The sequence below is a fragment of the Ruegeria arenilitoris genome (assembly GCF_013030985.1).
Classification (GTDB): domain Bacteria; phylum Pseudomonadota; class Alphaproteobacteria; order Rhodobacterales; family Rhodobacteraceae; genus Ruegeria; species Ruegeria arenilitoris_B.
In genome coordinates, this window is record NZ_WPYP01000003.1 from 309,445 (window position 1) to 329,895 (window position 20,451).

22 protein-coding genes are annotated in these 20,451 nt (G+C 55.3%); 14 read left to right on the forward strand and 8 right to left on the reverse strand.

Annotated features, from left to right (window positions below; translation table 11 throughout):
* The first annotated feature begins 16 nt into the window (after positions 1 to 16).
* Both GOX88_RS09470 and GOX88_RS09475 read left to right on the forward strand, forming a co-directional pair.
* Positions 17 to 523 carry a GNAT family N-acetyltransferase gene (locus GOX88_RS09470; RefSeq protein WP_170400907.1) on the forward strand — a complete coding sequence of 169 codons (507 nt, stop codon included), beginning with the start codon at positions 17 to 19 and terminating at the stop codon, positions 521 to 523.
* 113 nt (positions 524 to 636) lie between these two features.
* Positions 637 to 1,158: a GNAT family N-acetyltransferase gene (locus tag GOX88_RS09475; protein WP_170400908.1), complete on the forward strand. Its 522-nt coding sequence runs from the start codon at positions 637 to 639 to the stop codon at positions 1,156 to 1,158.
* Between the two features lie 323 nt (positions 1,159 to 1,481).
* On the opposite strand, the gene GOX88_RS09480 is transcribed toward GOX88_RS09475, so the two are convergent.
* Both GOX88_RS09480 and GOX88_RS09485 read right to left on the reverse strand, forming a co-directional pair.
* The gene (locus tag GOX88_RS09480; RefSeq protein ID WP_170400909.1) at positions 1,482 to 2,567 is read right to left on the reverse strand and encodes a DUF1254 domain-containing protein; all 1,086 of its coding nucleotides are present in this window, start codon (positions 2,565 to 2,567) and stop codon (positions 1,482 to 1,484) included.
* A complete protein-coding gene (locus tag GOX88_RS09485; protein WP_170400910.1) occupies positions 2,527 to 4,035 on the reverse strand; it encodes a DUF1254 domain-containing protein in 1,509 nt (502 codons plus the stop codon). The genes GOX88_RS09480 and GOX88_RS09485 overlap by 41 nt, the downstream gene beginning before the upstream one ends.
* A gap of 122 nt (positions 4,036 to 4,157) precedes the next feature.
* Here GOX88_RS09485 and GOX88_RS09490 point away from each other — a divergent pair, with 122 nt between their 5' ends.
* Entirely contained in the window at positions 4,158 to 4,844 is a 687-nt protein-coding gene (locus GOX88_RS09490) for a Crp/Fnr family transcriptional regulator (protein ID WP_170400911.1), read from the forward strand.
* Between the two features lie 399 nt (positions 4,845 to 5,243).
* Here the strand turns inward: GOX88_RS09490 and GOX88_RS09495 are convergent, their stop codons facing one another.
* From GOX88_RS09495 to GOX88_RS09510, 4 genes are all read right to left on the reverse strand, one after another.
* Positions 5,244 to 5,852, reverse strand: a complete 609-nt coding sequence (locus GOX88_RS09495) for a LysE family translocator (protein ID WP_170400912.1) — start codon at positions 5,850 to 5,852, stop codon at positions 5,244 to 5,246.
* A gap of 351 nt (positions 5,853 to 6,203) precedes the next feature.
* Positions 6,204 to 6,581 (reverse strand): nuclear transport factor 2 family protein, encoded by a 378-nt coding sequence (locus tag GOX88_RS09500; protein WP_170400913.1) that lies wholly within the window; start codon positions 6,579 to 6,581, stop codon positions 6,204 to 6,206.
* A gap of 39 nt (positions 6,582 to 6,620) precedes the next feature.
* On the reverse strand, positions 6,621 to 7,553 hold the full coding sequence (locus GOX88_RS09505; protein ID WP_170400914.1) for a DMT family transporter: 933 nt from the start codon (positions 7,551 to 7,553) through the stop codon (positions 6,621 to 6,623).
* Positions 7,553 to 8,503, reverse strand: a complete 951-nt coding sequence (locus GOX88_RS09510; protein ID WP_170400915.1) for a glutathione S-transferase family protein — start codon at positions 8,501 to 8,503, stop codon at positions 7,553 to 7,555. Before GOX88_RS09510 ends, GOX88_RS09505 begins: the two co-directional genes overlap by 1 nt.
* A 112-nt stretch (positions 8,504 to 8,615) precedes the next feature.
* On the opposite strand from GOX88_RS09510, the gene GOX88_RS09515 reads away from it, so the two are divergent.
* Together GOX88_RS09515 and GOX88_RS09520 are read left to right on the forward strand one after the other, a co-directional pair.
* A complete protein-coding gene (locus GOX88_RS09515; protein WP_170400916.1) occupies positions 8,616 to 9,539 on the forward strand; it encodes a LysR family transcriptional regulator in 924 nt (307 codons plus the stop codon).
* Positions 9,540 to 9,558: 19 nt separating this feature from the next.
* Positions 9,559 to 9,879 (forward strand): hypothetical protein, encoded by a 321-nt coding sequence (locus tag GOX88_RS09520; protein ID WP_170400917.1) that lies wholly within the window; start codon positions 9,559 to 9,561, stop codon positions 9,877 to 9,879.
* A 247-nt stretch (positions 9,880 to 10,126) separates the two neighbouring features.
* Here GOX88_RS09520 and GOX88_RS09525 read toward each other — a convergent pair whose 3' ends face one another.
* On the reverse strand, positions 10,127 to 10,489 hold the full coding sequence (locus tag GOX88_RS09525; RefSeq protein WP_170400918.1) for an EthD domain-containing protein: 363 nt from the start codon (positions 10,487 to 10,489) through the stop codon (positions 10,127 to 10,129).
* 174 nt (positions 10,490 to 10,663) lie between these two features.
* Here GOX88_RS09525 and GOX88_RS09530 point away from each other — a divergent pair, with 174 nt between their 5' ends.
* A complete protein-coding gene (locus GOX88_RS09530; RefSeq protein WP_367648063.1) occupies positions 10,664 to 10,969 on the forward strand; it encodes an ArsR/SmtB family transcription factor in 306 nt (101 codons plus the stop codon).
* 135 nt (positions 10,970 to 11,104) lie between these two features.
* Here the strand turns inward: GOX88_RS09530 and GOX88_RS09535 are convergent, their stop codons facing one another.
* Positions 11,105 to 11,782, reverse strand: coding sequence for an ankyrin repeat domain-containing protein (locus GOX88_RS09535; RefSeq protein ID WP_170400919.1), 678 nt, complete (start codon positions 11,780 to 11,782; stop codon positions 11,105 to 11,107).
* Between the two features lie 54 nt (positions 11,783 to 11,836).
* On the opposite strand from GOX88_RS09535, the gene GOX88_RS09540 reads away from it, so the two are divergent.
* The 8 genes from GOX88_RS09540 (at position 11,837) to GOX88_RS09575 (ending at position 20,443) form a co-directional block, all read left to right on the forward strand.
* A complete protein-coding gene (locus GOX88_RS09540) occupies positions 11,837 to 12,181 on the forward strand; it encodes a WGR domain-containing protein (RefSeq protein WP_254443312.1) in 345 nt (114 codons plus the stop codon).
* Between the two features lie 508 nt (positions 12,182 to 12,689).
* Positions 12,690 to 13,112 carry a DUF3768 domain-containing protein gene (locus GOX88_RS09545; protein WP_170400920.1) on the forward strand — a complete coding sequence of 141 codons (423 nt, stop codon included), beginning with the start codon at positions 12,690 to 12,692 and terminating at the stop codon, positions 13,110 to 13,112.
* A gap of 253 nt (positions 13,113 to 13,365) precedes the next feature.
* Complete coding sequence (locus GOX88_RS09550) at positions 13,366 to 15,231, forward strand: ParB/RepB/Spo0J family partition protein (protein ID WP_170400921.1); 1,866 nt, start codon at positions 13,366 to 13,368, stop codon at positions 15,229 to 15,231.
* 177 nt (positions 15,232 to 15,408) lie between these two features.
* Positions 15,409 to 15,945: a hypothetical protein gene (locus GOX88_RS09555; RefSeq protein WP_170400922.1), complete on the forward strand. Its 537-nt coding sequence runs from the start codon at positions 15,409 to 15,411 to the stop codon at positions 15,943 to 15,945.
* Positions 15,946 to 16,191: 246 nt separating this feature from the next.
* Positions 16,192 to 16,794 (forward strand): class I SAM-dependent DNA methyltransferase, encoded by a 603-nt coding sequence (locus tag GOX88_RS09560; RefSeq protein WP_170400923.1) that lies wholly within the window; start codon positions 16,192 to 16,194, stop codon positions 16,792 to 16,794.
* 712 nt (positions 16,795 to 17,506) lie between these two features.
* Positions 17,507 to 17,707 (forward strand): hypothetical protein, encoded by a 201-nt coding sequence (locus tag GOX88_RS09565; protein WP_170400924.1) that lies wholly within the window; start codon positions 17,507 to 17,509, stop codon positions 17,705 to 17,707.
* A gap of 478 nt (positions 17,708 to 18,185) precedes the next feature.
* Positions 18,186 to 18,611 carry a ribbon-helix-helix protein, CopG family gene (locus tag GOX88_RS09570; RefSeq protein ID WP_170400925.1) on the forward strand — a complete coding sequence of 142 codons (426 nt, stop codon included), beginning with the start codon at positions 18,186 to 18,188 and terminating at the stop codon, positions 18,609 to 18,611.
* Entirely contained in the window at positions 18,608 to 20,443 is a 1,836-nt protein-coding gene (locus GOX88_RS09575) for a relaxase/mobilization nuclease domain-containing protein (RefSeq protein WP_170400926.1), read from the forward strand. Before GOX88_RS09570 ends, GOX88_RS09575 begins: the two co-directional genes overlap by 4 nt.
* Positions 20,444 to 20,451 lie beyond the last annotated feature (8 nt).

The following is a 20,451-nucleotide window of genomic DNA, read 5'->3' on the forward strand; positions in this document are numbered from 1 at the left end:
AGAAGGAGAGTCTTCTGTGAATACACCTCATCAAATCCAATACGAGGCTTTCGCTGCTGCCAGAGGCTTATACGATGAACGACATGCCAAGCTGTATGCCGAATTTGCGGAAGATCTGATCGCAGATGGCAGCTTTTCCATCGTCTATGAGGGGGTTGCGCATGCCTGCTACACCCCGCTCACAATCGACAAGGCGCTGCACTTGAAGTGCTTTGTTCTCGCTCCTTTAGCTGTGCTGCCAGAGTTCCAAAGGAAAGGCTATGCCACACGCCTGATGGAAGAAGCGGAAAAGCAACTTGATGCAGACGTGATCTTCGTGATGGGAGAACCGTTCCACTATGGGAACCGATATAACACCCCTCACAAAGTCCTGCCGCCTGTGAAAACGCAGGCCCCGCTTGAGTGTTGGTTTGCGCGCGAACTGTCACCAGGGGCTTTGGACGGCATCGGAGAAAGCACATCCAGCGTGACCGGCCCATATGCTGCGCCGCTCATGTGGGGGCACCCAAGCGAGCAAGTTTAGCCGAGCTTTCAAAAACACAGACAATGCATCGTTGCTTCGCGCACGGGAGTACGAGCCTTCGACTTGAGGGTCGTCTGGTGCGCGGACAAATTTACCAAAGATAGGAATGAACTATGAACCAATCAGAAATCGACGCGATCTTGGAAGTCCACAGACTGGCGTTTGGGGAAGCAGAAGGCGAAGAAACCGCACAACTCGCCAAAGACTTCCTCGATCATCCGGACACGATCGCGATCAGTGTCAAACGTGACGGGCAGGTTGCAGGCAACGTGCTGTTCACCGCGTTTGTCTTCGAGGATCACCCAGAGACAAAATGCTACCTGCTCGCGCCTTGTGGGGTGTCGCCGGAATATCAAGGATTTGGTGTCGGCAGGGAGTTGATGGAAACCAGTATCGAACACTTAAAGTTCATTGGAACGGACGCTGTGTTCGTTCTGGGCGTCCCGACTTTCTACCCTCGATATGGTTTTGTCCCGACTGACAAACAGACGCCTTATCCTGATCTGTTGACGGCGCATGAAGCATGGATGGCCCTTGAGTTGACAGCCGGAACGGTCCAGCGCTTGAACGGCACGACGAAGGCGATCCCACAGTTTATGCAAGCGCATTGGTGGGACACTTCCGGACGAGGGTAACACCTCCTGTCATGAACCAGCCATTCGGCGTTGCAGGTCCAATGGCTGGTTTGTCCGCATTGCGTGAATTTGACAACCTCTGGATACTGCAACCACGGCGAACGTCTGGAATGTGGGTGCGACCGCAGCATTCGCGGACCACTCTCAGGGTCCGCTGTGATCCGCGAACAACCGGATACTGGTTCCGGCATGAGCCAGACGCTGCGTTGGGCGTGAGCCCAAGCTTAGGGCTTCTTTACTTTCTATGAATGGCACCGACTGACGAACTCTCGAAACTCTGTCACCGGGAGTTTAGAGAGCTCATCCGCGAATCAAACGTCTCCTCAATTCTCCAGAGGTTTGGGATTGATTGGTCGAAAGTCACCATTCAATACGGCTTGGCTGACCCCATAGTTCCGAACGCTGTAATTGAACGGCTCGCCACCAGAGGACAAGGAATTGATCGCGTTGTCTCCGCAGTTGAAATGCACGGTGATGGTTCCATCGGAATTGGGTTCCCACATATTCGAGTTGATATGCGTGTTCCCGGCCATCAGATAACCCGCTTCATCATAGAGCGTGAAGGACGTGAAAAACTTGTTCTTGGGATCGTCAAAAGTGATGCCAAGGCATTCATCTCCGGGCAATGCGGGCGAGCTGGAATAGGCGTTTGAAACACCCAGCTCTGGCGGATATCCGCCCCAGCCTGCGGCATGAGAGATGTCGAGGAGATGTTGATCGGCCGCGCCGGGTGCCTTGGCATAGGTGTAATCAATACCAGCCTTCAAAAACTCATCTTTATAGGCCATGCGCAGCGCTTCGAGCTGCCCCTGATCATAGTCTGCCGAAATATAGGGGCTGCTTTCAACATAGTCCGAAACAGCGATCATATCCTGTACGTCATGAAGATGGGCCAACGCCGCCGCGTCGGTGCGGTCCTTGAGCTCTGTCCGAAACATTACAAAGGCATAGTCCGTCGAAACGGTCAGCTTGTGTTCACCCGGCTCAACAATGAAGTAGGGCGAAAACCCATCTTCATCCATAATCTGCACCGAGACATACAGGTCAGAGTCCGGAATGGTGACTGTGAATTCATGATCGTCCGAAACATCGACAATTTGAATGGAATACAACGTATCCCAGTTCATGCGCACTGTGGGGGCTTCGGCCCCAACTGGTGACACTTCTCGCAGGTGCAGGATCTCTTTGTCTGCACCCCTGCGCGCCCAATTGGCAAAATTCCATGCGGTTTCGGCTTGAGCAAAATTATCAGCCGTGACGGCGATCGTTTCCGCCTGCGCCAGCGACGCAGACGCCAAGAATGTTGCAGTCAGAAGGAGCGGGGATTTCATTTTCAAAACTCCTGATTTTTTGTTGCTTCGCGAATGATCATTTGACCAGCTCGATCTCACCGGGGCGCCAGGTGCCATCAAACCAGGGCTCAAGCGGGCCATAGAGACGCAGGATGGTCGACCACGATTTGCCCGGCATGGTCTGAATCCAATTACCCTCCTTGCCCTCCGGCGCTTGGGGGGCAAACCAGACTGTATAGCTGCCATCGTCATTGGCTTTAAGGGTGGGCAACGTGCTGTCGACACCGGCCAGTTTCTGATCTGTTTCCAGCAGGGATCGCGTTTGGGTGCTGTAGACCACGAATGACCAATAGTTGTTCACCGGAACGTCCGCTGGAATGGTGATCGAATAGGTTTGGCTGCCGTCCAGATAGTGCCCGTTGCTGTCACGGTTGATCATCGCATATTGCGAGCCAACACCGACATTCTTGGCCACCATCGCGGGGGTGATGCCGGTGGCGTAGTAGTGAAACAGCGTGCGGGCATCAACAAGCTTCACGTCGCCCGCTTGGAATTCGTGATCGCCGCCAACAAACGGCGTTTTCCAATAGCCGGTTTGATACAAAAAGGGGGCTCTGGTGCGAGGTGCATAGATCAGTGAACGCGCCGCAGCGGTTCCGATGGCGACTGCTTCGGTAAGAGTTTGGGTCAAACGTTCGTCAGGCTCAAACGGCTGCCCCCTGCGAATGCCCAAGGTGAACAGGTCGCCCAATAGCTCCGCAGGCAAAGCGCCTTCGGGTTCGGCATCGACAACGGCTTTCATCTCTTCAAAAAACGAGAAGTCGTTGGCGTGGATGGTGTTGACCTGCACATCCGTCATATCGACAAACCCGGTTTCAGGCAGATTGTCCCGTTCGGACCAAGGATAAATGCGCAAGTTCTCTTTGACACGGTTGGCTTCGGCTGCTGGCCCATCTGCGCCGGGGAAGGCCCGAAGCGCGAGCCAGTTCATGTAACTTGGCGTCTTTAGGATAAAGTACCCGTCCTCGGGCAGATCGCCATCATAGTCTTCGGGCACGATCAGGTATTTCCCGCCTTTGCCCTTGTCCGGCCCTGCGTTCCCGACATCACCGACATAGCGCATATAGACATCGTCGATCAGCCCCAGAATGCCTGATGGCAGTTCGAGAACCACTGGACCATTCGACAGATCGGTGCAGCCCATCACATAAATTGTCGTTGTGTTGGGCGTCAGTAACAAGGATCGGGCATTGTAGAGATCCTGAAAAATCCCGAAACTTCCCGCAACAGCTCCGGATTCAGCGAGTCCGCGGCACATCGCGTAGGTCGACGCGGCTGGCATCCCGTCCGTGAAGGCGGTGATCCCCCGCGCAAGGTTGAGCGCATCATAGGCAACCGCGGCTGTTTCCGGGGTCGGGAGACCGTCGAAGTATTCCAGTGTTCCCAACCGCGTCTCAAAACTGTCCGGCACAATGATGCTGTCTGGCACATTGGCTGCGTATTCCGGACCGTCTTGCGCCATGGCAAGGGATGCGCTGCAAATCGTGGCAAACGAAGCGGTGTACTTTAGAACTTGCGTAATCATGATTTTGGTACTCCCCAACAATAACATCCGCCGTGCACCCACGGTTCGGATCATCAAATTGGGGGTATGATACCAAGGGCTACCCACCTAAACTGCACGTCAACGGGCATTTGAGGGCAACTATGGATCGGGACGAAGCGGTTCGCTATTTGCGGCAAAACGGCTGGCTTTCGCGTTTGCCGGATGCTGTACAGCAAGATTGGCTAAGCGGAGCGCGGTTTCATCAGATTTCCAAAGGTGAGCGCATCTTTGAAGTCGAGGATGATCCGCGCTTTATGGTTGGCCTCGCAAGCGGTTCAGTCGGTGCATATCTGAGCTATCATCACGATGAAACACGGCTGGTTTTGCTTTACGAAGAGGGAAATTGGTTTGGCGATGCCGCTGTTATCACCGGCGAGCGGCATAGGGGTACAGGTGTTGCGCGAACCGATTGCGCAATACTCTTGGTGCCAGCAACCCATGTCGAAAAGGTAAACGAGCGCCACCCGGACGTTTGGCGTCACATTTCCATGAACGTGCTTTTCCAAATCGACAGTTACCTGACCTTAACTGAAGCCGCGCTCAACCGGGACCCTGTGGGCCGCGTGATCACTATGTTGATCAGCCTCAAAAAACTGAACCCAAGGCACAGCGTTTTCAATCTGTCCAATGAAGAAGTCGGGCAAATGACCGGGCTGACACGAAACACAGCAAACAAATGTCTGCGCACGCTGGAAACTGCTGGAGCGATTGAACGAAGCTATGCAAGCATTCGCGTCTCCGACTTACAGTCTCTGGAGCTCCATCTTAGGGAGAACAGCACAAAATAGTCGCCAGCTTAGGCAGGCATCGGCTAAAAACTGATTTGCGGTGCAGCAAAGCTTCTTAGGGACTGAGTTTTATTTTGAAGGCGTCCTTTATGCTAACGCTAAATTAGGCATCTGATTTCAGCGTGCTTTTCCTTTCTGCCTACTTTGCTGTGAATCGACTCGCGACTTATGCATCGCTGCCGTTAGAATACCGAAATCAAACTCACACTTTGACCGCTATTTACAATTTCGGCCTGACTTCGTTTTTGCGCTCGCAGCGAAGGTCCGGTCTGATGGGCCGCGGCGCAGCGATGACTACTATCAGTCACCGGTAGCTATAGGCCGGTCCTTGACACTCAAAATTGGTGTGATGCCGCGCTTCATCCGAGGACCACAGCGAGCACATATTGATCGAATGCGTCAGTTGGTAATAGCGAGCTTGGCTCCCAAAAATCCGAACGTCCCGGCAAAGCATCGTTTGATCCATTTCATAACATTGGGACGGCGGATTACGTACTCACGTGCATAAGCGGCAAACACACCGTAACCGACAAAAACAATGAAGGTCATCATCATGAATAAGATCGCCAACCAGATCAGCGAAGCTGTTGCGTTTGGCGCTGATGGAGAAATGAACTGAGGAAGGAATGCCAAGAAGAACAGGGACAATTTGGGATTCAAAACATTTAACAAGGTTCCTGTTGTCGCGATGCGCAGATACCCGATTTGGTTCTTATCTTCGGGCATTTTCATGACGGTGTCATCTTTCATAATTCGCCAAGCCATGAAAAATAGATATGCGACCCCAAGATACTTAATGACTTGAAACGCCAATGCGCTGGTATGAAGCAGCGCTGCTAAACCAATGATGCTGGCGACAGCCGCAGGTAGAATTCCAAGGGTGCATCCAACAGCAGCAGCGACACTCGCCTTATATCCGCGACCGAGGCCGATTGCCAAAGTGTAGATCACCCCAGTTCCAGGCAGTAATACGACAACCAATGAAGTTAATAAGAATTCAAGGGACATGATTGGGGCTCCTGATTTTCGGACACTCTCTGCGCCAGGCGCTCAGGGGTCAAGGTCGGCGAAATTGCAAGTCTCGTTTCTTCGATTGCGATGCAGCGAAGAGGCAGTTTGAAAACACTCCAATGGCATGCTTTGGAATGACCGGTTGGGTGCCAACCTGCTGTGGGCGCACTGGTCTGAAGAGTACTGCATTTCCTTCTGTGGCCTAAGCGTTGCAGACATTCGATAGACTTAAAATTGTCGTATGTGCCCTTCGCAGGAAAAGCGGGATTTGAGCCGTACCGACCAAGATTCAGTACTACGCGAATGGCGGCTTCTGAAACCCGAAGCCGCATATCCGTATCAGCACCTCTAGAGCCCTGAGATATCCACGTAGACTACGTAATCAGCCACTATACCCTCCCGCAGGCCAAGGCGCGTGGCGAATGGGACTTCATGCTCGCTGCTATCTTTGCGAGTATAATGGACGGTGCCGTCACAGAACACTGTGTCGCCTCTCGACCAGATGCCGGTGATGGTGTGGCGCATGGCAGAGATAGTCTGAAAGAACGCCTCATTGGCCAGAAGGACAGGTTCGCGCCCGATAATCGGATCGAAATTCCCGAGGCGGAATGTAACGTCTTCGGTTACAAATCCGACAACGTCTTCTGCGTTCATTGCATCAACAGCTGTATAGAGTTCGGCAACCAGTGCGGCGTGCGGCGAGCTGTAATCATTGGTGATCTGCATCTTTGTTCTCCATGACAGATGTTTTGTGTGTTGTGACGTTCAGCGGCGTTCCGGCCGGCGTTTTGAGAGAAAATGCCGGAAGTGGTCAAAGCGGAGGTGCCCGTTGGTGAGGGCCAATCCAAGAAAGAGTACCGCGAGCGCTACAACCAAGGTGAGGCGGATCGGCTCACCAAAGGCCAAAGCTCCGAAGACAATGCCGAAAAGAGTGGCGAAGTATCCGACCTGGGCAAATCCGACACCATCGGTACGTCGCTGCACCTCGAAGGTCAGCACGTAGCTGAGTGCGGTGATCAGTCCGATCCCGATGATAGCAACAATTGGGCCGGGACCAAACGAACCGGGCGAGACCTGACCGCTGACAAGGACCGGCAGCCCGATCACCAGCAGTTGCAACCCAAGAGTTCCGGCTGCCAGCGCCATGGGATCACCGCCCGGAGGGTAGGCCCGGCTGCGAAAGACATTGCCCATGGCCAGAAGAAGCGGGCCGGCCATTGCAATAGCAATCCAGTGCGGCGCGACGCCCGACAGGTCAAAACCTCCATGAGTAGCAAAGCTGATGCCAACTAGCCCGATCAAAATCCCGACCAGGCGATATGTCGGCAACATCCGCCTTTCGACCAAAGCCGTGATCGCAAATGTGAAGAGGGGTGAGAGCGTGACGAGAGCGGAGTAGAAGCCAGTCGAAACGTGACCCAACACAGTATAGCCAATCAGGGCAGGCCCGCTGATGCCAAGGATGCCAGCCCCAAGGTAATAGGTTAGATACCTGCGATGTAGCGGGGGGCGCTTGCCGGAAATCACCCCAATGGCAAACAGAACCAGACTTGCGACCAAGAGCTGCCAGAACAAGGCAAGTTGTGGCGCGATGCCCGCAATTGCCACAAACTTGGTCAAGGTAAAACTGACGCCAACCAACGCGCCGATGGTGATGATCAGCGCTGTCGGTGGAAGGACTCTGACAAAGCGGGGCATCATGCGGCTCCTTTTGTTGGTACCGCAATGATGAAGTCTGGTTCTGGCCCGATCGGGATGATCCCGCTTGGGTTGATGTGACGATGGCTGAGAAAATAATGCGCGCGGATATGCTGCAAATCGATGGTTTCAGCGACGTCAGGCAGTTGAGCGAACTCCGTCAGGTAGCGCGAAAGGGCCGGGTAATCGATGATCCGTTTCCGATCTATCCTGAAATGCGTCACATAGACGGGGTCGAACCGCAGCAGGGTCGGAAAGAGCTTCAGGTCAACCTCGGTCGGTATTGCGCCAGCCAGAAAACGCTGTGTCTTTAGCACTGCTTCGACAACGTCCAGCGCTAAATAGAGCTGATGGGCTGCCTCGTCATAGGCGTCCTGTGTGGTGGCAAAACCGACACGATAGACACCGTTGCGAATAGGAGCCTGGATGGCCTCCGCCAGCCGGTCGATCTCAGCTGCGACCTCGGCCGGATAAAGGTCCGGACCAGTCGCGTCCGTGAAGGCGGTGTTGAGCATTCGCATGATATCAGCGGAGTCGGTGCTGACAATCTGGTCGCTGTGCGTGTCCAGCAGTAGCGGGACTGTAATCGCGCCGGTATGGGTGGGTTCGGCGCGCTGATAGACCTGATAGAGGTATCGGTCACGTGGCACACCGGTCGTCTCGTCAAAGTCGGTTTGGTCGATGATCCAGCCGTCCTCAGACATCACCGGGTCCATCCATGTGATGCCGATGGCCTGGCGCAGTCCTTTGAGCGACAACACCAGGTCGACGCCATGACACCACGGGCATGCCTTGGACATATAGAGGTGATAGCGACCAGAAGTGGCCGGAAAATCTGCCCCAACATCCGGGCTGATCCAGCCACGAAAGGAGCTGGGCAATCGGTGGAAGCGTCCATCAGATTGCGCTGGTTTGTCGCGCAGAATTCCGTTGATGAGCATTTTGGGCATGGCCGCCTCCAAACGATACGTGTTGAGGACGACCTAACGTGTTTCCCAAGGAGGGATAATTGGCTATTTGGGATACTCAAGGATGAGAAAAAGTTGACAGTGTGAGGGTGACATGGTCGAAATCGGCGCTATCCCGGTATTTGTCGCTGTGGCCGAGAACGGTGGCTTTGCTGCAGCTGCGCGGCGATTGGGGATCACGAAATCAGCCGTCAGCAAACGGGTTGGCGCACTGGAAGCACATCTTGGCACCCAACTGTTTCATCGCTCGACGCGCAGCATCTCGCTGACTGAAGCCGGGGAAATCTATCTGACGCACGCAGTCCAGGCGCTTGGATCGGCGCAGGAAGCAGAAGACGCGGTTGCGGCCCTTCAGGGTCAACCGGTCGGGCATCTGAGGATAAGCGCGCCGATGTCCTTCGGACGGCTACATATTGCGCCGCTGCTCACCGAGTTTCTGGCTGCCTATCCTGATATCACGATGGATCTGACCATGGATGACCGGGTTGTCGATCTGGTCGATGCCGGGCTGGATATGGCCATCCGGGCCGGTACATTGCCCGACTCCGCCCTGATCGCGCGTCGGCTGGCGCCGATCCATAGCGTCCTTGTCGCTTCACCGAAATACATATCGCGAAAGGGTACCCCACAGCATCCCGAAGATCTGCTGGCGCACAATTGCCTGCATTACGCCTATTCACGGGATCCTATGGAATGGGTGTTCCAAGGTCCGCATGGAGAAGTGCGGACCCGCACCAAAGGCACACTGCGCGTCAACAACAGCGAGACGCTTTGTACCGCGTTACTCGACGGACTTGGTATCGGGCGGCTGCCAACATTCGTAGCAGGTTCCCATTTAGCCGCTGGCCGTCTGATCCGGGTCTTGCCGGAATACACATTGCCGGAACAGGCGCTTTATGCGGTGTTCCCCGAACGCCGTCATATGCCAATGAAAGTGCGCGCCTTTGTGGATTTCCTTGCCGAACAGATCGGGAGGGACAGGCCGTTTTGGGATGTCGAGGCGGGGCTGGGAGGCTGAGGCGCATCGAGAGCTGCACATGACCATCGCTCAATTCGACGACATGAGTGGCGCCAAACACAGCGTCGCCGTGCCGGTTCCGTATCTTTTTTCAAGCCTACCGGTTTCGTGGATGGTTGCGCGCCTTGCGTTCATTCCCGCGTTTATAGTTGCCGGTAACACGGGCCATTTCCTGCTGTTGGTCCTCGAAATCCAGACCGCTCATATCTTGCAGAAACCATTCCGCCTTGTCGCCCCGAAGAGTCGTCGCGCGCCGACCGTGATGATCGACCACCACATCGCCATTCTTCGCGCGCCTGAATGTGAAGCCAAGATTGCTCATTTCGATCTCGTTGCATAGTTGCTCTGGGTGTCTGACGTCTGTGCTCGCCGGACAGGTTTTGGGCTTTGATTAACAAGATATCCGGAACATCGAAATATGCCGCTGGCAAGTTAGTCAGGGGCGTTTAGCGCCAAACACGCAGGCACTTCTCTTCTGAAGAAAAGATCCGGATTGTCCTCGCCGGTCTGCAGGGCGAAGTGCGCATTGCTTCGCTTGAGAAAGTGGTGAATGTCACTTGTGGGCTGAGCGACTTTTTTCAACTGGTCTAGAGTTCCCGCTCTTGGACAATAAATGCGCATGACTTTGTGTGGTCGACGAAATTGGCCTCGTCTTGCAGCAACTCTGCGCTTAGTTCTTGCATTTCAGTGGTGCCCATCGCTTCCATCAGATCTTCTTCAGAAGAGAACCAGACCTCAGCCACACCGTCAAATTCCGGTTGCATGTTTCTGGACTCTCTCATCGCGTTATTCAGTGGGCTGTCAATTGTATGGCTTTGTACGTACCGCTTAGAGCGCATTACCGTCGCGTTCTTTTGAAAAAATGGCCCGTGCTTGTTCAGCCAATAATCCTGGAACTCTTCTCGGCTCATGTCCGAACGGCGGTGCAAACACATGATCAGTTTAATCATCGAGAATATCTCATTTTGATGCTCAGATGCTCTAAGTATGAGCGGAAATTCTGAAAGGTCCAATGGCCAACCACTACGCAGGCATGAAGATAGATTGCTACGCTATCCGCGCCGCGGAGGTGGTTGATAACAGAAATTGTGATATCAAGATTTAACACTGTTTTGGAGCGCCAATTGAAGGCAGACCTCGGCGAAAACGCCCTTGAAGCAACCGACTTTCTGAAGGCCATGGCACATGACGGTCGTCTGCAGATATTGTGCCTGCTTCTCGCCGGTGAGAAATCTGTTGGCGAAATTCAGGACATGCTCTCCATGCGCCAGGCCGCCGCCTCGCAGCAACTGTCCCGCCCGCGCCTTTCTGGATTGATCGATGCACGACGCGATGGGAAGAACATTTACTACAGGATCGCCGATCAAAGAGTATCAGCGGTTGTTGCTGTATTGTATGAACTTTTTTGTGACGATGTGGGTGATGCGTGAGAGGTTAAAATGGATAACATACTCATCTTTTTCACCACTGTGCCACGACACCACTTTGATCGGAGGTCGGTCCTATCCAAGCTGCCATCTGCGCCTGTCAGGTGAAACTCACCGCTTCTGCCAGCTGGACTGGTCTCAGTCCTCTTGTCTTAGCCGTTCAGCCATCTCAGAAAATCCGCGTAATTCGGCGTGTTCGAGTGGCGTAGTTCCGTTACGATCGGCAAGCGATCGGTCAGCACCCGCTGCCAACAGTGCATCAAGAACTGCAAGATGATCCTGGCCGCCGTCACCAAGCACAACGGCTTCGATAACTGCTGTCCAGTGCAGATTGTTCACATGGTCCAGAGGCGCGCCTGCGGCGATCAGCCGTCTGACAATCTCTACATGACCGAGATGGGCGGCCGCGATCAGAGCCGTTCCGTCATAAGGGCTGGTCGTTAGGCCTGGATCGTTGCCCAACTCGATGGCGAGTGTCATCAATTCCGGATCATTTGCAACGGCCGCAATCGTGACTACGTCGTAAGACTGACCTTCAAGCGCATTCATGTCAGCATCGGCCTCAGCGAGCGTACGCAACGCCTCGTCCTCCGAAGCAAAGGCTGCGACATGGGCTGGCGTGCGGCCTTGGGAGTCGCGCGCGTTGACGTTTGCCCCTGCCGCAACGAGCTGCCGGATCATTTCTTCGTTGCCGGTGTGAGCGGCTGCGAAGAGACCTTCGTATTGCGCGACCTCATCAGCCGAAGGCGGTGTCTGCGCCGTGCCTGCGCTGGCGGCAAGACCCATCACGAAAGCAAATAGTAGAAAACGAAACATGGCCGATCCCATTACCTACATATTGGTCAGCTATAGTAGTAGCGGATGAACTCGATGTCATATTCCATTCAGGATCAGAATCCTTTCACGGGAATTGATTTCGCAATGTCATTGGACAGACGGGCTGAGTTTGCCGACAATCGCGTCATGGAACTGACGGCAACCACACCTGTCCACCTGATCCATGTGGATCCAGACGTCAACATGGCGCGGTTCTATGGAATAGAGTTGCAGCCGACGCTGTTTGGCGAAGTGTCCGTTCTTCGCACCTGGGGACGAATAGGCACAAACGGGCAAGCTATGAGGGTGACGTATGATGACGAAGCTCAGGCTAGTGAGGCGCTCCAAGAACTTGAAAAGCAAAAGCTCCGACGAGGGTATGTTCCGGTCGGTGAGTGATTTCGGGCTGCGGCCTTTGTCCCTTGGCAAATCCCGAGCCAGCTGGCTCGTGACCGGGCTCTAGGTTTCAGTCGGCATGCCGGCTTCCACCCAGAACACCCCAGCATGATCTCCCTGTCCCAGTAGCCCCTGAACCGTCTCTTGCGAGCCGGGGCAGGGGCTTTGGGTCATGGTCGGTCCATGCCGTGGTGATCTGCCCTCCGGGAGACGATCCCTTTTGCGCTTCCGCAGGATCGAAGATCCTTTGGCCTTTTTTTGTTGGTCAGGCGGGATTTGGGCAAGCCAAACGCCACCCGACGTTAGGGGGAAGGCGCGGCCTCCCCCCTCGGACAAGACAATTAGACAAGACCGTGTCCTCGCGCGCTGCGCTGCGGGCCGCACCACTCTTGTCGATTTGTCCTGTCTCGCCCCTCTCCGCGTTCGCCACGGGGCAGGTTTTAGAGACGACGCCCTTTCAGGGCTCGGCTCAAAACCAGCACCAAAGGGGATCAGCCCCGGAGGTCACACCATGAGAGGAGAGACGGTTTTGAACCTTGAGACGACAAATTACATCGAAAATGACACCAGCCTTCAGGCGGCAGAGATTGCGGCCCAGAATGACCTGTTTCGGAAAGCCCTGATCGATCCGACTGCAGCAATCGAGATGCAGACAAAGGGCATTCAGGGGCAGGTTTTTGTCACGCCCGGTGTGTCGGGCGAAGGGATGGAGTTTCAGACTGCGGCTTTGGCTGCAGTGGCGTCGGATGACCAGTTCGACGAGGGTAATGACCCCTATGGCGATCACACCTTTGGAACTGTGACGGTTCGTGACCAGAAGCTGTTCTGGAAAATCGACCTCTATGACGCGGACTACACCTACGGCTCTGACCGCCCGTTTGATCCCGCAGTAACGCGCCGTGTCCTGACCATCATGTGCCCCAGCGAATACTGAGACCAGCCCTGTCCCAACGGGGCAGGGACTGCATGCGCAACCCGCGCAGGAAAGGAGGTGAGACTATGCCTGCAAAGATCATCGAACAGCGAACACGTGAAGCTGTGGAATTGCTCAAGAAGGGAGGCCTGTCTGCAAACATCGCGCTCCGCTTCTTGAAACAACACGCAGCCGCCTAAGCGGCCCCGCTCTACCCCGGAAGGGGTAGGGCACCCTTAACACGAAGCAAAACACCCAAACAAGGATTTGCCCCATGAGCAAAGTCGAAACATTCACCGCACCGGAGATCATCGAAACCCTCGCCCTGTCTGACCTCTACCTGTCCGATCTGAACCCACGGCAGGACGTTGCCGAGGAAGGCATTGCCCTGCTAGCTGACAGTCTGGTCATGTGCGGCCTGATCCAGAACCTCAGTGGCCTACGCGATGCCGATGGCAAAGTTGCTATCGTTGCCGGTGGCCGCCGCCTGCGGGCTCTGAATATCGCCGTGACCGAGCGTGCTGATCTGGCACAGGTTCCCGTGAAGATAACAGACAACCCGTTTGTGGCCGAACAATGGGCCAATGCGGAAAACACGGCGCGTGAGGAACTGGACCCGGTGGACGAGGTCCGCGCCTATGGCAAGATGTCCGAGAAATCCCTGTCTGCTGCCAAGATCAGCAATGCCTTTGGCGTGACCGAAGCCCATGTGCGCCGCCGCCTTGCACTGGCTGGTCTGCCCGCTGCCGTTCTAGACGCGCTCAAGGCGGGTGAGATCAGCATGGGGCTGGCCAAGGCCATGACGGTCAGCAGTGAAGAAGAGAAAATTCTGCAAGTGCTGGAACAGGCCAAAGAGTGTCGGTGGTTCAGTGAGCATGATGTCAAACAGGCCCTGACATCAGAGGCAGTCCGCAGCACCAACCGCAAAGCCGTGTTTGTGGGGCAGAAGGCTTATGTTGAAGCAGGCGGCACCGTCACCGCTGATCTCTTTGCCGATGAAACCCTGTTCAATGAGGGAGCGCTACTGGACCGTTTGTTTGCTGAGAAACTGGCGGCAGAAGCAGCAAAGCTGCGCGAAGCAGAAGGCTGGGACTGGGTGGACACCCATGAAGACAGCTACATCCCCTATGGATTTTCGGGAAGCGAAGGCATGCACCGTCTGGAGATGGTAAGTCGAGAGTTCACCGAAATACAGGCCGAGCGGTATGACGAACTTGTCGAACTCTATGAGGCAGAGGCTCTGGACGCGGATGGTGAAAAGGAGCTGGTCGCGCTCGAGGACTATGCAGCACCGTTCTATTCTGATGATCAGCGCAAGCTGTCCGGTGTGTTCCTCTATGTCGGCAACAATGGCGAGATCAAAACATCATCGGCCTATGTCGCGGCAGAACATGTGCAGGCCGCCATTGAGGCCGGTGTTCTGGCCCCGGTCAAAGAGCCCGAGGCCGGGGAGACACCAAAACCGGCCTATTCGCAGAAGTTCATCGATGACATGGTGGCGATCCGGCTGGCAGCGGTTCAAACAGCCCTGCTGGACAAGCCTGATTATGTGTTGAGCCTGTTTGCCTTCTACGCCACCCCGGCGTCTGGTCTGACCAGCAACCTGTTTGGGTTTGGTTATGGTGGTGCCGAGCGGAACGCACCCGAGATCAATGACCAGTTCATCCTCGACCCGCGTCTTGGCGGGGAGCGGGATGAGGCGGCAGAGGCAGCCTATGACCAGTTTCAGGAGATGTCCGCAAAAGGCAGCGTGGAGGCGTTCAAAGCGTTTCGCGAGCTGGGCAAGAAGACCCGCAACGGTGAGATCACGAGTTTTCTGGCCCGGCGGTTCCTGACCCAACGCCCGGAGTTCATGGCGGAGATCGAGGCTGAGATTGGTGCTGACATGCGCACGATCTGGACCCCGTCCGCTGAGAACTGCTTCAAACGATTGAAAGGCTGGCAGCTGGATGATCTCTACAAAGACCTGCTGGACCTGCATGGCGACACCGACATGTTCAAAGCCTTCGCGAAATCCAAGAAAGGTGCGAAGAACGAAGCGATGCACAAGCTCTTCAATGACAACGCGCATCAGGATGCACTGGGTGTGTCTGAGGCACAGAAAGCCCGGATCGATGCTTGGGTTCCTGATTGCTTTTGAACCTAACGGGGCAGGGCGCTTTGCGCCCTGCCCTTCAATCTCTGGCTGTGTCATCCTCAATGATGAAAACTCAAAGTGGCATTGCGCGAACACCCCGTCGCGCATAGCTATCAGAGGTAGGCCACCCGGCCTACATTTAAAGGTGGTACTTTCGCCAAAATGGATTTGGATTGACCCATGGACACCTCATCGAACAAGCTCGAGAAAGCCGCCCGCCGCGTTTGGAAATCCGCGCAGATGTTTGTCGGGTTCCACACGGATCAGGAGGGCAAGCCGCGCGAACAGCCAAAGCTCTGGCCGCCAAAGAACGGAAGCGCATCGATCCACAATGATCCCAGCGCGCAAGAGGCCATCGTCGTCGTCAAAGCCGCTGATCCAGAGACAACAAAGGACGTGCAGATCAAGCTGCATCCCAGTCGCATTGTTGTGCGCCGCGATGCGGATATGTGGTGGCAGGGTGTGGCTGTGGATGAGCATTCCGTGACGGTCCGAATGGCCGACAACACGATCATCGAAATCCGCCATGACGGATCGGTGAAGCGGCGCTCGGCGGAAGATGAAACCCATGTGGAAGCCGATGGCAGCATCTTCAAGTTCACGGAATTTGCCGAGGCGCATATGACAGGGGACGGCGTGGAAATGACCCGCCGCACCGAGGATCGCATTGCCACGATTACAGCCGATGGTGTTGTCGATCGCACGCGCAAGCGTTAGCCTGACTTCAATACCTCGAGACTTTCCTTCGGTTAAACTTGCGGCCCGCTTCGGTGGGCCTCTTTCTTGTGTGCAAGATCGTCGGCAGAGGCTTGCCGAGGTCGCCTCCATTCCCTCCATATGCCGTTCCAAACCCATGTTGACTGTTGTCGCCGACCTAGCCAATGTCGCGCGTTCGTATCGATGCGTCTGTCTCAGCGCAGATGTGTTGGGGCCGATGCAAACCCACAAGGAAACGCAAGCAACATGACCGATGACTGGAACGACTATGCCGATGGTTGGGACGACAATGACGACGTCAGACGCTATGCGAGTCGCGCTTTCACCACGCTGGACGAGCACTTGGATATTCGCGGGAAGAATTGGCGATCAAAGCGCGTGCTCGACTTTGGATGTGGCACCGGATTGCTGGCAGAGAAAATCGCACCGCATGTGGCGGAAGTTGTCGCGGTTGATACCTCAGAGAATATGATTGCGGTTCTGCAGGCAAAAAACCTGCCCAATGTCAGGGCGGTTCACGGAGATATGCTGGCGGGAAATGTTCAGGACTTGGAAACCGGGGTCTCAGGTTTCGATTTAATTTGCGCTTCTTCCGTTTGCGCCTTTCTTCCAGATTACAGTGGTGCCGTGGCAGTACTGGCCGGTTTGCTCAACAAGGGTGGGCATTTTGTGCAGTGGGATTGGCAAGCGTCAGGCAATGACGGTTTCGGATTGACGTTAAATCAAATGAAGGCCGCGCTGGAGGCGGCAACGCTTGGCTCAATTCGGGTCGAACGGATATTCGAGTTCGAATCTGATGAGCAGGTAATGCCTGTTCTGATTGGAGCGGGGGTTCGAAATACGGAATGATCTTGTGTTTGGATGAGTGAATAACCATAGCGTCCAAATAGCCGACCTTTGGTATGGCTTGGAATGCGTTCAAGACTTAAGAACGGACGGTTACTCAGTCCTTGCAGGTTTCGTGCGTCAGTTCGAACGTTGAGCCTGGATTGGGCAGCAAAGCTCAAATCCGAGTGTTAGCGGTGGTTATTGGTCAGATTTCACCTCGCCAAGTTGAGTCCGTCTGTTAACCTGATCCACGCAAGCGCGGACCAGGACCGGACCGTCCGGTCTTTGGCCTCCGCCAGTAGGAATGGGCGACTATTGCCGCCGGTGATCGTCCGTCTTTTGCCACGAAGGTCATACCGATCCGCAAAGGCCACCCGCACTCCAAATTGAGCACTGCGCCCGTGTCGGACCGAGGCGATGTTGCCGCCATAAACCACATCGCATTGTTCAGATGGTCCGCGCGCAGCGATCCCAGAAAGTCTTGCCTATTCACTTGGCCCGACAGTTTCAACCTCGTTGCTGGAGATGATCCTCGGCTGCCGTGTTTCTGAAGGGATGAACATAAGCGGGTAGTCGGGGAAGACGCGCGGTGCCCGGACCGGGCACCGCGCTTCAACAAGGAATTTCCCCTGCGCCTGCGGCGCATTCCGCGCGGACCAAATTCCCTGCTGACGTCCCCTTGATGCCCGCTTTTCCCATGTTCATCGAAACACGCCATAGCGAGGATCAAACAATGGCAACTCAAACTCTGAAACTGAACGTCAAGACCGGTGAAAAAGAAGGCAAGACTTTCTGGGATCGGTGCGGGGTTCTCTTCGTCAACACCGATGAGACAGGCAACATCACCTCGATCCAGGTCAAGCACAGCATGTTCCCCGGCGTTGAGATGGTGGCCTTCCCGAAGCGGGTCGATGACGAGCCCGTCACCGAATGACGGGGAGGGCAGGGCGGTGCAAGCCGCCCTTTTCTTTGTTCCGGCCAAAGAGCCGGACCACACATGCGCCACACGTGGCGCGCAGACCAACGGCCGGGCAGGGGCACCGTCCGGCCGCAACGCGGCAGTTCACACTCCTGCCACACCCGCCGCGCAAGCGGCGGGAAACAGAGCGCGCTGAGGCGCGCGAAAAATGCCATACTGAACTTAAATGTGCCGATATGTGACGGGCGCTGTTCGGGCAGCCCATGCGGAGCATGATTGCCCTGCGCCAGTCCACCGGCACCCACGCCTGCTGACTGGAAAAGGGGTGGGACCCTTTTCCCGGCGTGGAGATTGCCTCCAAGAGCAAAACTGTTCCGGGGGCAATTTGAGAAAATGCGGATTTCTAAAATCACCCCGGTTTCCTCTTGGAGTGTATGACAGGATAAGGTAGTTGTGTTACAAATCACAAATGCAACCAAGGATTGATTGCGATTTGAGCGAGAGCAAAGCTTCTGACACCACTGTCTTTTCCGTACGCTTGCCAGTGGACGCGCTGGAGCGTCTGGAGGCTGCCGTGGACGCGCTGGGGGCCAAGAGCCGCAATCAAATCATCCAGCGTCTGATCTATCGCCTGATCGGTTATCTCGATCCTGATCCCGCTGTTGTAGATCTCTGGCAGAAGCACTTGCGGCAGGTTCAGGGTGGGTACACCAACCTCAATCAGCTTGCGAAATCGGCCAAGCGCGGCACGGTGATCTGGACGGATGACGACCGCCGCGACGTCGAAAATCTTCATCGTGCGATCATCCAGCACCGGCAAGACTTGAAGGCGATGATCACAGCAGCGCGCCGGAACCGAGAGCCGGAATCCGCTATTCGCCGGATCTTGCGTGATGACGATTGGGATGCTGCCGCATGAACGCTGCAACCCACGATCTGACAGCAGGTGACTTCTTAGAACTTGCGTTCCGCGAAGCTCAGAAGGGTGTCGATCGTTCCAAACAGATCAATCAGCTGTTGCAGACCGCCAAGCGCATGAAGTTCATGATCTCGCGGGCCTCATCCATCAAGGCGCGGCTTGGTGCTGTGGTTGGCAAGCCTGAGGCGGTTGTAAAGCACGTCCGCAAAGGTGGGGTGAAAAACGCGCATGAGCTGCGCCGCCAGATCAACTATCTGACCGTCAGGGCAGAGGGTGTATTGGACATCCGCGACAACGGCGTGACCCCGCTTGATGCGGATCAGGTCAGTGATTTGGTCGAGACTTGGGCCGAGGATTTCAATGGGAAAACCAACTACGGTTACACCCGTCACATGATCGTTTCTTTTCCCGAAGGCACCTATCCGGACGCCGCTCACGAGGCCGGTTTAGAGTTCGCAGATCGCCTGTTTGGGAGCGGTGATTTTGGCGATACCTGGGACTATCTGACAGTGTTTCACAACGACACCGATAACCCCCATGTCCACATCGTTGTGAACAACCGAGGCGTCGAGCATGGTCAGTGGTTGGCTATGGGTATGAGCAGCGAAATGAACATCGACGTCCAGCGCTCTATCCAGGTCGAGGTTGCTGAGGAATACGGAATTGAGCTGACCGCAACGACCCGCCTTGAGCGCGGATTGCGGCAGGAAGTTGAGACGGACACGTGGAAAGTTCAGGCCGGAATGTCGGTTGTTGAAACCACTCCGGAAGTCGAAGGTACGGCCCGCGACATGGCTGCCGATGTGATGACCCTATCCATCGCAAGAATGTCGGATCTGTTTGATGAGCGCGCCAACGCTGTCAAAGACCGGATCGAAGAGTTTGCCATCCAACTCGTTGAAAGTGAGGAACCTATGGTATCGAGAATGGAACATCTGCTGGATCAAGCCCATCATTTTGATGATTACGGCGAGCCAGGAGACCCGTCTTATGTGTCGCCCGAAGTCATCAGCAACTTGCGGCGACACATCGAATTAGGCGGTTCTGAGGAAACAATCGCACCCGAGCTGAAAGCTCAGGTTGTTGCCCATATCAGTGAAGTTCGGGTCAATGAACAGAGCCATCCGTATCTGTCTGCCCTTGCTGATATTGTCGATGACAAGGAGTTCCAGGTGTCGGCTGATTATGCCCCGGCATCACGCCGCTACGAGGTATATATGCAGGACACCTTGGGCGAGGGGGCCTATGAGGGCTTCCAGTCTCAGACCAAAGAATTGCTGCAATCCATCGACAAGATGGAAGGGCTGGCCCGTGAGGTTGACGACCCTCATCTGCGTGTCGCAATGGACATTCAGATTGGCGAGCTGAAGGGCGACGTTGCGGATCTGCGCACCAACGATCCGGACCTTCAAGCCTTCATCATCGAGGACCGCCGCTATTCAACGATGATGGGAATGAGTACCGCTGAAATGGATGTCTTGGATTATCCAGAGGCCGACAAGTGGGCGGCGATCCGCAAGGAAGTGACCGACACGGCCAGCAGCTACGGCCTCGACGGCGAGGCGTTTGTTGCCCGCTTTGGCGACCATCACAACGTCACTTTGGGCACTACAATGGGATGGCGCAGCGACGACATTTCGACCGCAGCGGCCCACTTCCAGGCTCAAGGATTGTCGGATAGCCACGACCGGGCAGAGGCTGTTGTTGACGAGCTGCACCAGCTTGCTTCTTCCAGGATTATCGCAATCTCAGAAGAACTCTCAGAAGTTCACGCCCACGCAACGCACCCGCTCTTGCAAGGGCGCGGTGACGATGACGGACACAGCTTATAAGGACTTCA